The 15,328-nt window shown below is 52.9% G+C and carries 11 protein-coding genes, 1 pseudogene and 1 riboswitch; of the genes and pseudogenes, 8 read left to right on the forward strand and 4 right to left on the reverse strand.

Translation table 11 applies throughout. The features are described from left to right. The first annotated feature begins 18 nt into the window (after window positions 1-18). The 4 genes from M2403_RS18190 to M2403_RS18205 are packed head-to-tail and all read left to right on the forward strand — an operon-like array spanning window position 19 to window position 3,317. The gene (locus M2403_RS18190) at window positions 19-861 is read left to right on the forward strand and encodes an ABC transporter permease subunit (protein WP_208951382.1); all 843 of its coding nucleotides are present in this window, start codon (window positions 19-21) and stop codon (window positions 859-861) included. A gap of 22 nt (window positions 862-883) precedes the next feature. After that, window positions 884-1,669, forward strand: coding sequence for an ABC transporter permease (locus M2403_RS18195; protein ID WP_259230416.1), 786 nt, complete (start codon window positions 884-886; stop codon window positions 1,667-1,669). Between the two features lie 2 nt (window positions 1,670-1,671). After that, complete coding sequence (locus M2403_RS18200; protein WP_259230419.1) at window positions 1,672-2,664, forward strand: ABC transporter ATP-binding protein; 993 nt, start codon at window positions 1,672-1,674, stop codon at window positions 2,662-2,664. Continuing rightward, window positions 2,661-3,317: an HAD family phosphatase gene (locus tag M2403_RS18205; RefSeq protein ID WP_259230420.1), complete on the forward strand. Its 657-nt coding sequence runs from the start codon at window positions 2,661-2,663 to the stop codon at window positions 3,315-3,317. Before M2403_RS18200 ends, M2403_RS18205 begins: the two co-directional genes overlap by 4 nt. A 48-nt stretch (window positions 3,318-3,365) precedes the next feature. On the opposite strand, the gene M2403_RS18210 is transcribed toward M2403_RS18205, so the two are convergent. Then, complete coding sequence (locus tag M2403_RS18210) at window positions 3,366-5,531, reverse strand: autotransporter outer membrane beta-barrel domain-containing protein (protein WP_310503646.1); 2,166 nt, start codon at window positions 5,529-5,531, stop codon at window positions 3,366-3,368. 171 nt (window positions 5,532-5,702) lie between these two features. After that, window positions 5,703-7,265: pseudogene (locus M2403_RS18215) on the reverse strand (S6 family peptidase); the annotation flags it as partial. 467 nt (window positions 7,266-7,732) lie between these two features. Between M2403_RS18215 and M2403_RS18220 the strand changes: the two are divergent. After that, a complete protein-coding gene (locus tag M2403_RS18220; RefSeq protein ID WP_152327442.1) occupies window positions 7,733-9,385 on the forward strand; it encodes a Na/Pi cotransporter family protein in 1,653 nt (550 codons plus the stop codon). 63 nt (window positions 9,386-9,448) lie between these two features. Here the strand turns inward: M2403_RS18220 and panS are convergent, their stop codons facing one another. Then, complete coding sequence (panS, locus tag M2403_RS18225) at window positions 9,449-10,366, reverse strand: ketopantoate/pantoate/pantothenate transporter PanS (protein ID WP_165061217.1); 918 nt, start codon at window positions 10,364-10,366, stop codon at window positions 9,449-9,451. 93 nt (window positions 10,367-10,459) lie between these two features. Beyond that, window positions 10,460-11,848: a lysine-sensitive aspartokinase 3 gene (gene lysC, locus M2403_RS18230; protein ID WP_152327440.1), complete on the reverse strand. Its 1,389-nt coding sequence runs from the start codon at window positions 11,846-11,848 to the stop codon at window positions 10,460-10,462. 109 nt (window positions 11,849-11,957) lie between these two features. Beyond that, window positions 11,958-12,146: riboswitch (Lysine riboswitch) on the reverse strand. A gap of 228 nt (window positions 12,147-12,374) precedes the next feature. On the opposite strand from lysC, the gene pgi reads away from it, so the two are divergent. The 3 genes from pgi to ubiC all read left to right on the forward strand — a co-directional run bounded on the left by pgi (window position 12,375) and on the right by ubiC (window position 15,307). Then, window positions 12,375-14,021, forward strand: a complete 1,647-nt coding sequence (pgi, locus tag M2403_RS18235) for a glucose-6-phosphate isomerase (RefSeq protein WP_208950210.1) — start codon at window positions 12,375-12,377, stop codon at window positions 14,019-14,021. Between the two features lie 249 nt (window positions 14,022-14,270). Then, window positions 14,271-14,678, forward strand: a complete 408-nt coding sequence (gene psiE / locus M2403_RS18240) for a phosphate-starvation-inducible protein PsiE (protein ID WP_095924316.1) — start codon at window positions 14,271-14,273, stop codon at window positions 14,676-14,678. An 89-nt stretch (window positions 14,679-14,767) separates the two neighbouring features. After that, window positions 14,768-15,307, forward strand: coding sequence for a chorismate lyase (gene ubiC, locus M2403_RS18245; RefSeq protein ID WP_259230424.1), 540 nt, complete (start codon window positions 14,768-14,770; stop codon window positions 15,305-15,307). Window positions 15,308-15,328 lie beyond the last annotated feature (21 nt).

The raw sequence follows: 15,328 nt of genomic DNA on the forward strand, positions 1-15,328 counted from the left end.
ATTTTTAGAGGATAACCGATGAAAGCTAAGTGGATTGCAGCGCTGTTTATGCTGCCGTTTCTGGTTTTTTTCGTCGCGTTCCAGCTGGCGCCGCTGGCCTGGATTGCAGTGAGCAGCTTTTACAGCGAAACCTATGAAGCCTGGGGACTGGGCAATTACAGCGATATTCTGACTTCTCCGTTTTATCTGCAGGCCATGCGCTTCTCGCTGGATATTTCTATCTGGTCGAGTTTATACGGTTTGCTAATCGCGTTAGTGGGCAGTTACTCACTTCGCCAGCTAGGCCCGACAAAGCTGCATGATTTCGTGATGTCGTTTACCAATATGACCAGCAACTTCGCGGGCGTGCCTCTGGCGTTTGCCTTTGTGATTTTGCTCGGCCTGAACGGTTGCCTGACGCTGCTGCTCAGAAAATATGGCCTGATGGAGCATTTCGACCTGTATTCGAAAGACGGGCTGATTGTGCTTTACACCTATTTCCAGATCCCGCTGGGCGTATTACTGATGTATCCCGCGTTCGATGCCCTGCGCGAAGACTGGCGCGAATCGGCGGCTCTGCTCGGTGCGGGGCGCTGGAGTTACTGGCGTCATATCGGCATACCCGTTTTATTCCCGGCGCTACTGGGGACTTTCGTGATTTTGCTCGCCAACGCTCTGGGCGCGTATGCCACGGTTTACGCGCTGACCACAGGCAATTTCAACGTCGTGCCGGTACGCATCGCGGCGCTGGTGTCGGGGGATATTTCCCTCGATCCGAATATGGGCAGTGCGCTGGCGATGTTACTGGTGGTGCTGATGGCGTTTATCACGCTTGTCCATCAGTGGTTATTGCGTAAAAGTTATCTCAGTCAGCGCAGCTGATTGCCGGAAAAAGGAACGTAAGATGTCGCGCTCTGAAGCGATTTACCACCGTATGGTGATCTGGATTTTACTGATTGTCCTGATGTTGCCGTTGCTGGCGACGCTGGTGTACGCGCTGGTGCTGGAATGGGGCGCGACCATTTTGCCGAGCGGCTTTACGCTGAAATGGCTGGTGGAATTGTGGAGCGATCCGCGTTTTCTGATTGCGCTCTGGCACTCGCTGCTGGTGTGTTTTGGCACACTTTTCCTGTCGCTGGTGCTGATCCTGCCACTGATGTTTGTGATTGCTTACTATTTCCCTAAGCTCGATGCGCTGATGAATATTCTCATTCTGCTGCCGTTTGCCGTGCCGCCGGTCGTCTCATCCGTTGGCCTGATGCAGCTGTATTCTGCTGAGCCGCTGGCGCTGACCGGTACGCCGTGGATCCTGATTGGATGTTACTTCACCATCGCCTTGCCGTTTATCTATCGTGCTATTTCCAACAACATGCAGGCGATCAACCTGCGCGACCTGATGGATGCGGCGCACCTGCTCGGTGCCAGTACCTGGAAAGCCGCGTTGCTGGTGGTGTTACCCAACTTACGTAAAGGCGGAATGATTGCCGTGTTGCTGTCCTTCTCCTTCCTCATCGGGGAATTCGTCTTCGCCAACTTACTGGCGGGCAGCCGTTATGAAACGGTACAGGTTTATCTCTATAACATGCGCAATGGCAGTGGTCATTTCACCAGCGCATTAGTCATCTCGTATTTCATGGTCGTCCTGATTTTCACCTGGGTGGCGAACATGCTGAACAAAGGAAAGAGCTGATTATGTCGTATTTGCAGGTCACTCAACTCAACAAGTCGTACGGTCCGACGCAGATTTTCAATAACATTGATTTCTCGGCAGAAGAGGGTGAATTCGTCACGTTGCTGGGGCCAAGCGGCTGCGGAAAATCCACCCTGCTGCGCTGCCTGGCCGGACTGACGTCGGTCGATAGCGGAAAAATTGTGATTCAGGGGCAGGACATTGTGCCCTTACCACCACAGCAGCGCGGGATCGGGATGGTCTTCCAGAGCTACGCGCTGTTCCCGAATATGACGGTCGAAGCCAACGTTGCGTTTGGTTTGAAAATGCAAAAGATACCGGCTTTGGAACTACATCGTCGCGTGGGCGAAGTGCTGGAACTGGTGGAAATGAACGATTACGCCAAACGTTATCCGCATCAGCTTTCCGGCGGTCAGTGTCAGCGTGTGGCGCTGGCGCGTTCGCTGGTGACGCAGCCGCGCCTGTTGTTGCTCGATGAACCGCTTTCCGCGCTTGATGCCCGTATCCGTAAACATCTGCGCGAACAAATTCGCCGTATTCAGCGTGAAATGAACCTGACGGCCATTTTCGTCACGCACGATCAGGAAGAGGCGCTGACCATGTCAGACCGGATTGTGCTGATGAACAAAGGACAAATCGTCCAAAATGCCGATGCCGAAACCTTATATACTGAACCGGTGGATGCGTTCGCTGCGGGCTTTATCGGCAGCTACAACCTGCTGAGTTCTGAACAGGCGATGGCGCTGACAGGCATGACTTACACGGGCCGCGTTGCCATCCGGCCAGAGTCGGTGACGATATGCGAGCTGACTGAGGGCATTCCGGCCAAAATTCTAAGCCACAGCCTGCTGGGCAACGTGGTGCGTTATCGTGTTTTAGCGCACGGTGTTGAGCTTTCTGTGGATGTTTTAAACCGTTCTGTGGCCTCACTCCGCGCCGATGGCAGCGATGTTGGTTTGCAGTTAGATCTTGTTACGTTACGGGAAGTTGCATGAAACTGGCGCTGTTTGATCTCGATGAAACTCTGATTAGCGGCGACTGTTCCAGCTTGTGGTCTGCCTACATGGTAGCGAATGGCTGGGTGGCGGATGAACAGGCTTTCCTGCAACAGGATGCCGCGCTGATGCAACAATATGCCGTGGGTAAAATGGATATGCAGGAGTACATGCGCTGTACTCTCGCACCGCTTACCGGCCGCAGCGAAAGTGACGTCGCAGGCATGGTCGCAAGCTATATTCAGGACATAATAGCACCGCGTATTTATGCGCAGGCGCGTGAGTGCCTGGCTGCTCACCGCGCACAGGGCGACCGGACGGTCATTATTTCCGCCTCCGGCCAGCATCTGGTGCAGCCGATTGCCCGTTACCTCGGTGTTGAGGAAACGCTGGCGATTGGTGTGGAAATGAAAGACGGGCGCTTTACCGGCGCCACGCAGGGGACGATGACGTACCGCGAAGGCAAAGTATCGCGTTTACTTGAACTCATCAATCAGGACGATTCCCTGCTGCAACAAGCCCGTTTTTATTCGGATTCCCACAATGATCTGCCCTTGCTGACCCACGTGGGTCAGCCGGTTGCCGTGAATCCCGACGCCATCCTGCTCCGGCACGCCCGGCAGGCAGGATGGCCCGTGTTTTCGTGGAAATAGACTGCAGATAAAAAATGTTAAATCAGGGGCGTTTTTATAGGGATTTTTTCAGAAACTTATTCTGACGCCCGTGACGATTTGCCAGTAATCAATCCCTTCCTCTTCCAGCCTTTTCTGGTATTCCCCGCCCACACTCAGTGACACATTCGGGATGAGCGTATTGACCACGCCAATATTCAACTGCGCCGCGCTGCCTGTCACATCGGTTGAAAAACGACTGACATCGTTACTGTGGAGGTCGCCGATATGAACGTCAGAATGGTGGCTGAAATCTTTAATCAATCGCGTGCTGGCGACCACCGCCCATTTCCCGGTATTCAGGCTGTCCCAGTCGTATCGATAACGCAATCCGATACTGCCCAGCGGCCTCGTCATGTTATCGTATTTAACCTTCGCGTCATCGATATCGGTAAAGTTATCAACCTTCAGATATTGCACTCCGGCACCGATAACCGGCGTCAACTGATGCTGACCCAATGTGAACTGATAGCCCACATCCAGCGTGGCGCCAAACGATTTGGCATTGATATCTGCGACATCACCCCCGCGTAAATCGGTGGAAACCTCGCCGTTGTATTTCGCCGCATTCAGCCCGAATTCCGCCAGAAGCCCGTTTTTCTGTTCGTAAACCGACAAGCCAGAAAGCCCCCATGTGGTGTAGTGCGTTTTGCTGTCTCCGTCTGCCGCATCAGGAGTGATATCCAGATCCGCCCGGGAAAGCCCAAGGCTTACATCAAAAGACTGACTGTCAGACTGCAGTTGCAAGACCTTACCGCCAAACAGCCAGCCTTCTTGTTTCTGTTTATAGTCGTAGCCGTAATCTTTAAAGCTGAGCGACGAATGGTAAGTATCTTCTCCATTGAGGTACTGGAAGAAAATATTCATTTTCTTATCGTCGAGAAGCGAAACCTGATTTTGAAAACTGCTGTTCAGGCGGCTGCTGTAGCTGAATAATGCGGAAGGCAGGGAAAGATAAGAGGGCACCTGCGGAGTTACCGCTGCCCGGCTGTATTGAGAATCGCTGTGATGTTCCGGTTCCGGTTCCGGCGTTATATTGCCGCCGTCATCAGGTTCCGGTACGGGAGTCACATCGCCGCCGTCATCAGTTTCCGGTACGGGAGTCACATCGCCGCCGTCATCAGGTTCCGGTACGGGTGTCACATCGTCGCCGTCATCAGGCTCCGGCACGGGTGTCACATCGTCGCCGTCGTCAGGTTCCGGAATAGGATCCGTCGTGGGTGAGGTGTTCTCATTTTCACTGAGCATTCGGTTTTGCAAGCGGTAGTCCCAGTATTGCCCTCCCGAACCGGTCACTGCACGCTCATCAGCGGCGCTGCGACCCGGAGCAAAAGCATACAGCGTATAGGCATACGCACCGCGCGCGACGTATTCTCCCGCCAGTGCAAAAGAACTTTTGCCCGCATTGCCGCCGACCTGGATAAGCGAAATACCTTCCTGGTTATCTGCACTGCCGTTGTTGTTACTGTCGGTAAAAATACCCTCTCCGGATGGCGTCACTGAAACCAGAATGGGTTTGTCATCTGAAATCACATCGCCATTGATCAGCAAGCGGTCATATTGCAATGCGCCCGAAGTCAGTTGCGCCCGTAGCTCGACAACGTCGCTGGAGCCGGTGGTCAGATTACCATTGATGTGTATTGTGGATGCACTAACCGGAGCGGCGGAATAGCCCGAAGGGCCGCTGTCAGCATAATAAGGGGCGATGATAACGTCATCTTTCACAACCAGATCGGCGATATTGGCGTTACCGGCAAATGTGGTTCCGTTTTCCATGGTCAGCGTGGAAGCCAGCGAACCCTCGAGAACAAGCGCGCCGTTTTTAACCGTGGTGCCGCCGGTAAAGGTATTGTCACCGTACATGTAAAGATTTGCCCGGCCGTCTTTGCTCAGACTGCCGGCGCCTTCCAGCGTAGCCGCAATAGTGACATCCGCCGTGCCCGATGTACTTTTATCACTGGCATCGCCGGCTTTCACCGAAAGTATGGCCTCGTCGCCCAGGAGCACATGACCTTCCAGTTTGCTGCGGCTGTGCATTTGCAGAGTCGAACGGTCTCCGAGAGTGATGTCACTATCAAGTGTTCCATGTTCAGTGAGCTGAAGCAGACCGCCTTCATTAAGGTTTAACGTGCTTATCTGGAAAGTTTCATCAATCCAGTCGTTGCTGAAAGTCGCGCCACCCGCATGTGGTGTCATCCTTCCGCCCAGTGAAAGCGTACCGTTGCTGACGGTCAGATTATTAAGCCAGCCGCCGCCGGTCAGGGAATAGTTATCGGTGCTTTTGGCGGACGCTAATATAACGTTGAGCCCCTGCGCGGTATCAGGTGTGCCCAGGCGTCCGATAAAGGTTTCAGATTTCGTGTTTGCCAATGTCAGCGTGGAACTGTCATCGGGATTAGCATTGATGATGGTCGCGCCAGAATCACTGTGATTAATCGTCGTGAAGCGCATGTCATAGCCATTGAGATCCAGTTTCCCCCCGCGGTAACCGAAATAAATATGGGCGGGGTCAATCTGCTCATCTCCCTGCAATTGCACGGTGGGTCTGCCACTGACAAGGGTCACTGAGGAAAAAGCGCGATGGTGGCCCGCCCCGTCGTCCTGCTGAGCCAAAACAGCCGTGCCATCCCCGATATTTAATTCCCCCGGATTATCGCCAAAGGCGTTGACGTAAAGTGTACCGGCACCAATTTTATGCAGGCTGTCTCCCGCCACTCCGTTAACTTCCCAGTCAACTCTCTTACTGGCATCAATCTCAATACCGCCACCCATCCAGGTATTATTTTGACCGTCGGCGGAGATAACCCGATAGTTGTTGGAAAACTGTAATTTACCTGCGCCCTGATTAATTGTCGCATCCAGGACAATTAATCCGCCATCACCGTTGAAACGCAGATCCTTAGAAGCATCAAGCTGAGGGTTCCGCACATCCGTGCCTATATTTCCTGCCATGATATCTTCCGGGGTGAGAATAAACTGGCCGGGAAGACGGGTGTCGATACCATGTCATTGCCAGCCAGAGTTGCCCTGAATAATGTCGCCAGAAGCCCCCGTGCCGGTCCAGTGAATATCCCCTTGTGCTGCGATATCAATGACATCTGGATCGGTATAATTGTTGACAATGCTGCTTATAAAATCGGTGGGTAAACCCAGCCCGTAAGTACCAAGTGTGTGCGGCGCACGGTTTTCAACGCCGGTACCCGATGTTGTTACACCATACATCTTCCACTTTTTATCAACATTGTCGTAGACCAGTATCGGGCTTCCGCTGTCTCCCTGGTTGGCGGCAATATCCAGAGGCGAGGCCGTATTATTATTAATCCAGTAAATTTGATTCTGAGATATCGTTTGCGGATTTAATGTTCCGGCACTCTTCCACATATAAGAATATTTTGTTAACTGATTCAATGTCTGGCCTGTCGCATCAATCTGATATTGATACCCGGCCCCTACTCGCGTGAAGTATACATACCTGCCATTATTTTTATTCTCGTAAACATCAGAGGGTTTGACTATTTCAACAGGAGCGACTTCAGTAATGACTTTATTTAAGCGGTCGACATTAAAATCTGCATTCGGGTCATTATTATAATTAATGACCTCATATTGTGTACTGTATTTAGCGTTAGCCCCGAAAGTGGCATTTTCGAACCAGCCAAGGTGAGTCACGCTGGTGACATAGTTAGCCCCGATAACAGTCGCATAGCCCGCAGTACTCGCGCTGGCAAAGTCCGGCAGAGAGAAAGGAAGGATCCCCGCAGGGGTTCCATCAAGGTTAAATACCTGTACGTTATTGGCGCCAGGCTGATATTTTCCCAGATTTTCCGCGAAGTCGCGATAGTCCTGTACATCAATGTTCTCGTTCATTACTCCGGCACTGGCATTGAATATGCAAAGTGATATCACTCCGCTCAATAATTTAACTTTCATATATTCGTGTCCTTGAAAATAAATCCATCTGATTTAAGTATGTTTATTTTTATTTGATAGGCGTAATTAATGAGTTGTCGTTGTAAATACCCCATTAAATGAATGTAAGGTGAATTTGATGCTAATCAATTAGGTGTTCATGTTAATTATGTGGTTTTCTTATTTTATGAAAATCAGAGGGGTGGTGTTTTCTTGCTGGCAGTCTAGAGGGAATAAAATTTCCAATCAAACAGGATTTTGAGAATTGTTATTCATCTCTCTATAGTTTGATGATTTAAATAATAAAACAGAGAAAACTGTAAACATCTGCTTTGGTATGACGGACTTGTTTACCTCAATAATGTGCGTAGTCTACAGTTAGATGTGGCAGATGATGAGTCAGGTTAAGCGGGAAAGCTCAAATATTCTGATTCATCGGAATCCAACACAAACCGGTGGGTACCGGAAATAACAGGAGTTTCTCGTTCGTGTTAACCCTTTTGCATCTTTTGTCTGCTATTTCTTTGCTCGTATGGGGGACGCACATCGTGCGTACCGGCATCATGCGCGTTTTTGGCGCCAATCTGCGCCGTGTTCTGAGTAACAGCGTGGAGAAAAAGCCGCTGGCGTTTGTCGCTGGTATTGGCGTGACCGCACTGGTGCAAAGCAGTAATGCGACGGCACTGCTGGTAACGTCGTTTGTGTCACAGGGGCTGGTTGCCCTGGCACCGGCGCTGGTGATTATTCTCGGCGCGGATGTCGGGACCGCCGTGATGGCGCGTATTCTGACCTTCGATCTCTCCTGGCTTTCTCCGCTGCTGATATTCGTCGGCGTGGCCTTTTTCCTCAGCCGTAAGCAAACCCGCGCCGGGCAGATGGGGCGCGTCTGTATCGGGCTTGGCCTGATTTTACTGGCGCTGGAACTGATTGTGGGCGCGGCAACGCCAATTATGCAGGCGTCGGGCGTGAAGGTTTTATTCTCTTCTCTGACCGGCGATGTGCTGCTGGATGCGCTGACCGGCGCAGTGTTTGCCATCATCAGTTATTCCAGCCTGGCGGCGGTGTTACTGACGGCAACGCTTGCGGCGACCGGCGTTATCTCGCTGAAAGTGTCGTTGTGTCTGGTGATTGGCGCAAACCTTGGCAGCGGGCTGCTGGCGATGATCAACGCCAGTAAAATGAATGCAGCAGGTCGCCGCGTGGCGCTGGGCAGCACGCTGTTCAAACTCATTGGTTTAGTGATTGTGCTGCCGTTTGTCGGGCCGCTTTCCGTGCAACTGGCGCGTCTGGGCATACCGGATGAAGAACTGGTCATTTATTTTCACATGTTCTACAACCTGATCCGTTGTCTGGCGATGGTGCCGCTGACCGCGCCGATGGCGAAGATTTGTCAGCTGATGATTGCCGATGTGCCGGAAGACGATCCGCGTTTGCGTCCGCGCCATCTGGACGTCAGCGCGATTGATACCCCGACGCTGGCGCTGGCCAATGCCGCCCGCGAAACCCTGCGTATGGGCGATGTAGTGGAACATATGCTGATCCTCAACCGGGAAGTAATGCACGGAAAACTGGCGCAGGATCGCGAGGTACGGCGTCTCGATGACGATGTCGATGTGCTGTATACCGCCATCAAACTGTATCTGGCGCAAATCAACAAAGAAGGGCTGGGCGAAGACGATTCACGCCGCTGGGCGGAAATCATCGAAATGGCACTGAACCTGGAACAGGCCGGTGACATTATCGAGCGCATGACCGGCGATATCACCGCCAAATCTCACGCCACACGCCGCGCATTTTCACCGGAAGGGCTGGTGGAGCTGGAAGCATTGCATGAGAAATTGCTCGACAACCTGCGTCTGAGTCTGGGGGTTTTCCTGTCGAACGACCTGACCAGCGCACGTCGTCTGCGCCGCTCCAAACACCGTTTCCGTATTCTTGACCGGCGCTATGCGCACGCCCACGTCGATCGCCTGCATCAGCATAACGTGCAAAGTATCGAAACCAGTTCGCTGCACCTTGGGTTGCTGGGCGATATGAAACGTCTTAACTCGTTGTTCTGTGCGGTGGCGTATAACGTGCTGGATCAGGATGAGCAGGAAGATGAACAGCGTGAAAATAACGATGATATGAAGCGGGTATGAGTTTCTGGGTCGGGTATAAACAATGAACCGGACGCGAACGATGCGTCCGGTTTTTTTGGCTTATCAGTCTTTTTTAACCGGTTTACCCGACCAGTAACCGGCCAGCAACGAGCCGGAAAGATTGTGCCAGACCGAGAACAGTGCGCCCGGCAGTGCGGCCAGCGGGGTGAAATAGATTTTCCCCAGCGTCGCCGCTAAGCCTGAGTTTTGCATCCCGACTTCCATCGCCAGCGTGCGGCAGGTGGTTTCGTCAAACCCGAACAGCTTCCCGCCCCAGTAACCGCTCAGCAGACCAATGCCGTTGTGCAAAATCACCGCCACAATCACGATCAGGCCGACGGAACCGATAAAGCCCTGACTGCCGGCCACGACGGCGCTGATTATCGCCACGATACACACCATGGAAAACAGCGGCAGCAGCGGCTCGATGCGTTTCACGGTTTTGGTGAACAGATGATGAATAATCAGACCCGATAAAATCGGGATAACCACGATCTGCAAAATGCTCAGCAGCATGCCTTCCACATCCACTTTGATATGCGTATCAACGTACAGACGCGTCAGCAACGGTGTGGCGAAAACACCGACCAGCGTAGAGACGGCAGAAATCGTCACGGACAGCGCAACGTCACCTTTGGCGAGGTAAATCATCACGTTAGAGGCAGTGCCGCTGGCGACGCTGCCGACTAAAATCATCCCGGCGGACAAATCAGGTGGCATATGGAACAGTTTCGCCAGCACCCAGGCGGCCAGCGGCATCACCAGATAGTGCAAAAAAGTGGCGGCGGCGACCGGGCCCGGACGCGACAACACGCGTTTGAAATCACCGAATTCGAGGGTAACGCCCATCGCGAACATAATCAGCATCAGCAGGGTGGAAACATGCGGGCCAATCGGGGTGAACGTGCCGGGCGAATAATAGGCCGCGACGGATAACAGCACAGCCCACAGCGGGAACAGGCGGGTTATTTTGGCTAACATTGAGGATGATCCTTGTCTTTGTTGTTTTGCAAAAGGTACAGACAAAAAAAGACCGGGCACATGGCCCGGTCTTTTCAGATACCGCGCCCGTCGTTATTCGAATAGGTTGCGGTGTAGTGTTTTTACGACCTGATCGGCATCATTGCCCGGCACCAGGAAGCACAGGTTGTAGCTGCTTGCGCCGTAGCAAATCATGCGGATGTTGAACGGATCCAGCACGCCAAACACTTCTTTGCCAACGCCACAGGCCTGCGACAGCTTGTTGCCGATAATAGCGACCAGTGCCAGATTTTCTTCCACTTCCACGCGGCACAGTGAGGATAATTCTGTCAGCAGCGAAGTGGTCAGCAGGCTGGCATCGGAAGAGGTGGAGCCGGTGGTATCCAGTGTCAGCGCCACGCTGACTTCTGACGTGGTGATAAGATCCACGGAAATGCTGTGACGTGCCAGAATGCCAAACACTTCGGCGAGGAAACCGCGTGAATGCAGCATGCTCAGGCTGTGCAGCGTGACCAGCGTTTGCCGGCGGCGCAGGGCAATTGCGCGGAACAGCGGCGGACTGTCTGTGGTATCGCACACTAACGTGCCGCCGCCCGACGGGTCTTTGCTCGAGCCGACAAACACCGGAATACCGCGGCGTACCGCAGGCAGTAATGTGGCCGGGTGCAGAACTTTCGCGCCAAAGGTCGCCATTTCAGCGGCTTCTTCGAAAGCGATACGATCAATGCGTTTTGCTGCCGGAACCAGCCGCGGATCGGTGGTGTAAATCCCCGGTACATCGGTCCAGATATCCACACGAACAGCGCTGAGCGCTTCACCCAGCAACGCCGCCGTGTAATCGCTGCCGCCACGGCCCAGCGTGGTCGTGCGGCCTTTGCCTTCAGAGCCGATAAAGCCCTGCGTGATCACCAGCGCGTCCTGCAGGCGCGGTTGCAGCTGTGAAACGGTTAACTCGCTCAGTGTCTGTGTGTCCGGTTCTGCACGACCAAAACGATCGTTGGTGCGCATGATTTTACGCACGTCGAACCATTCCACCGGCACGTTGCGCTGGCGGATGATTTCAACAAACAGAAGGGTAGACATCAGCTCGCCGTGGCTGACCAGTTCGTCGGTCAGCGCCGTTGATGTCGCGAGGCTGGCGGCTTCGGACAGCATAGCGATGTTTTCCAGCATGCGGCCCAGCTCTTCGCGGATCACCGTCGGATTGTCCAGACGGTCGATAATGGCATTCTGGATACGGCGAATTTCATCAAGCAGGAACGCCCGGCGCTCAGCTTCTTTGCCTTCGGCCAGCTCGACTAATAAATTGGTGACGCCCGCAGAGGCGGAGAGAACAACCAGACGCACTTCAGGGCGCGACAGAACGATATCTGCGCTGCGATTCATGGCGTCGAAATCCGCTACGCTGGTACCGCCGAATTTGGCGACGATAACGTTGCCCAGAGGCTGCGGGTTGGCGTTGCGGGTTGCTGCGTAATTCATGTAAAACCTCGTGTCAGGGTCGTCATACCAGACGGCCATCTATTCCATAAACTCTAAGAATTGGCACAAGGGGAGAGCGGGAAGGGGGCAGACGTAGAAATGCTACGATACACCCAGAAGCGCTCCACCTTGTCGACATCCTCACGGATGCCCGGTGACAACCCAGGGGATTCAGCCCCTGTAGCCGATCTTATGCCTGCCGAAGGCTTCAGACCTCGGCGTCGCTCCCCCTGATGTACCCTCGCAGGATTTCGGTTCCTCCGATACACTTCCTGGGCGACGCGCCTCTTCTGGCTCACGCGACACGCGCGCGAGTTAGGTGCTTAGGAATAACGGGTTCTCGCCTTTCTGTCAACGGCAACAGGCCGCTAACGCCACATTTTGAACGATTGTCATCTAATATTGTTCTCTGTCATTGTGATTTAGCAGATCTGACCTATCGCAAGAAAAGGCATCTCATCTCGGGAACTTCAGGATACAATCGGGACAGTTACCTCATATTTATTCTCAGCCTAAGAGCATTGCTATGAAAAATATCAATCCAACTCAGACCGCTGCCTGGCAAGCCCTGCAGCAGCATTTCGACAAGATGAAAGATGTGCAGATTAGCCATCTGTTTGCTGAAGATGGTGATCGTTTCTCCAAATTCTCTGCCACGTTTGAAGACCAGATGCTGGTCGACTTCTCTAAAAACCGTATCACGACAGAGACGCTGGACAAACTGCAGGCGCTGGCCAAAGAAACTGACCTTCAGGGCGCCATCAAATCGATGTTCTCTGGCGAGAAGATCAACCGTACTGAAGACCGCGCGGTGCTGCACGTTGCCCTGCGTAACCGCAGCAACACGCCAATCGTCGTGGACGGCAAAGATGTGATGCCGGAAGTCAACGCGGTTCTGGCGAAAATCAAAGGTTTCACCGAACGCGTTATCGGCGGCGAGTGGAAGGGTTATACCGGCAAAGCCATCACTGATGTAGTAAACATTGGTATCGGCGGTTCAGACCTTGGCCCGTTCATGGTGACTGAGGCACTGCGTCCGTACAAAAACCACCTGAATATGCATTTCGTCTCCAACGTGGATGGCACGCACATCGCCGAAACGCTGAAAGATTTGTCACCGGAAACCACGCTGTTCCTGGTGGCATCAAAAACCTTCACCACTCAGGAAACTATGACCAACGCCCACAGCGCGCGTGACTGGTTCCTGAAAACCGCGGGCGACGATAAGCATGTAGCGAAACACTTCGCGGCACTATCGACCAACGGTAAAGCGGTGAGTGAATTTGGTATCGACACCGACAACATGTTCGAGTTCTGGGACTGGGTCGGCGGCCGTTATTCACTGTGGTCCGCAATCGGTCTGTCTATCGCCCTGTCCGTTGGTTTTGATAACTTCGAACAACTGCTGAGCGGCGCTCACGCGATGGATAAACACTTCGCCAATACTCCGGCAGAGAAAAACCTGCCGGTTCTGCTGGCGCTGATCGGCATCTGGTACAACGATTTCTTCGGCACCGAAACTGAAGCTATCCTGCCATACGACCAGTACATGCACCGCTTTGCTGCTTACTTCCAGCAAGGCAACATGGAATCAAACGGTAAGTTCGTTGACCGTAACGGCAATCCGGTGGATTACCAGACTGGCCCGATCATCTGGGGCGAGCCGGGTACCAACGGCCAGCACGCGTTCTATCAGCTGATTCACCAGGGCACCAAAATCATCCCTTGTGACTTCATCGCGCCAGCTATCAGCCATAATCCGCTAAGCGATCACCACGCGAAATTGTTGTCTAACTTCTTTGCACAGACGGAAGCGCTGGCATTCGGTAAATCTCTGGACGTCGTCGAGAAAGAATTCGCCGATCAGGGTAAAAAACCGGAAGACGTTAAACACGTTGCGCCGTTCAAAGTGTTCGAAGGTAACCGTCCGACCAACTCCATCCTGCTGCGCGAAATCACGCCTTACAGCCTGGGTGCGTTGATTGCGATGTATGAGCACAAAATCTTTACTCAGGGTGCAATCCTGAACATCTACACCTTCGACCAATGGGGTGTGGAACTGGGTAAACAACTGGCGAACCGTATTCTTCCTGAACTGGAAGGCAGCGAAGATGTGACCGGCCACGACAGCTCGACTAACGGTCTGATTAACCGCTTCAAAAACTGGCGCTAATCCCCCGTCATCCTTCAGGCTGTTTCAGCGTTGGCTGCGTGAACTCACCCCGGTCACTTACTTATGTAAGCTCCCGGGTTTCGTTCCCTTGCCGCCTTGATCCAGCCCGAATGATTTAGAGGGACAGGTCGAAATATTTCTAAATAAAAGGGTTAGCCTCAACGGGCTGGCCCTTTTTAATGCCGCTTTTCCGGCACAGACTCTGTGGTATTCTGCGGGTATTCATAACAAAAGTGGGATGTAGATCACATGGCAGGATCAAAACGCGCAATGATGATATCCGTCATTATGCAGCGAATCTTGAACGTTTTCTTATTGGGACTGGCCGCGATCCTGATGATTTTTATCGGGCGCGAAACCTATCATCTGGCGATGGTGTTGTTCGTTAATAACGACCAGTCTTCGTCGTATCTGCTGATAGAGGGGATTGTGATTTACTTCCTCTATTTCGAGTTTATTGCGCTGATTATCAAATACTTTTCCTCGGGTTATCACTTTCCGCTGCGCTATTTTATTTATATCGGTATCACCGCAATTATCCGCCTGATTATCGTCGACCATAAAAGTCCTTATGACACGCTGGTTTACGCCTGTGCGATCCTCGTGCTGGTCGTAACGCTGTTCCTGGCAAACGGCGAACGTCTGCGTCGCGAATAAAACAGGCCATTACTGACCCGCATTCATGCGCTAGAATGCGGGGCAGATAATTCATTGGAGGTATGAATACCTTCATTACGGAGCCGTTGATGTCTGATTCCCATTCCTCTGAACAATCCCCAATCCACTGGTTTGACGACCCTTCGCAGGTCCCTGCGGATGTTGCCGACTGGCTGATGGAAATGGGATCCATGACCCGCCGGTTTGAAAAGCAGGGTGTTACCGTCACCGTAAAGCCACAAAACGAATGTTTTGTCAGCCGGGGGGAACTGGGTGAAAGTGAAGCGCAGCAGTTACCTGAAAGTGCCCGTTACTGGATCCGCGAAATTGTGTTGTTTGGCGATGCCGAACCCTGGCTGCTGGGCCGCACGGTCATCCCTGAAGAAACGCTGACCGGACCGGATCTGGCGCTGGTTGATTTAGGCACCGTCCCGCTTGGACGCTATCTTTTCAGCGGCAATAACCTGACCCGCGATTACATTCATTTAGGGCAATTGCAGAGTGAAAATGGTGACTTATGGGCACGTCGTTCCCGCCTGCGTTTGTCAGATAAACCCCTGCTTCTGACTGAAATTTTCCTGCCAGACTCGCCGGTAAATCGCCCCGAGGGCAAAGTGAGTAAGGCATGAGCCAGACTAATCAACAAGGAG

Origin of the sequence: Rahnella sp. BIGb0603 (genome assembly GCF_024808755.1) — a bacterium.
Lineage (GTDB): Bacteria > Pseudomonadota > Gammaproteobacteria > Enterobacterales > Enterobacteriaceae > Rahnella > Rahnella contaminans.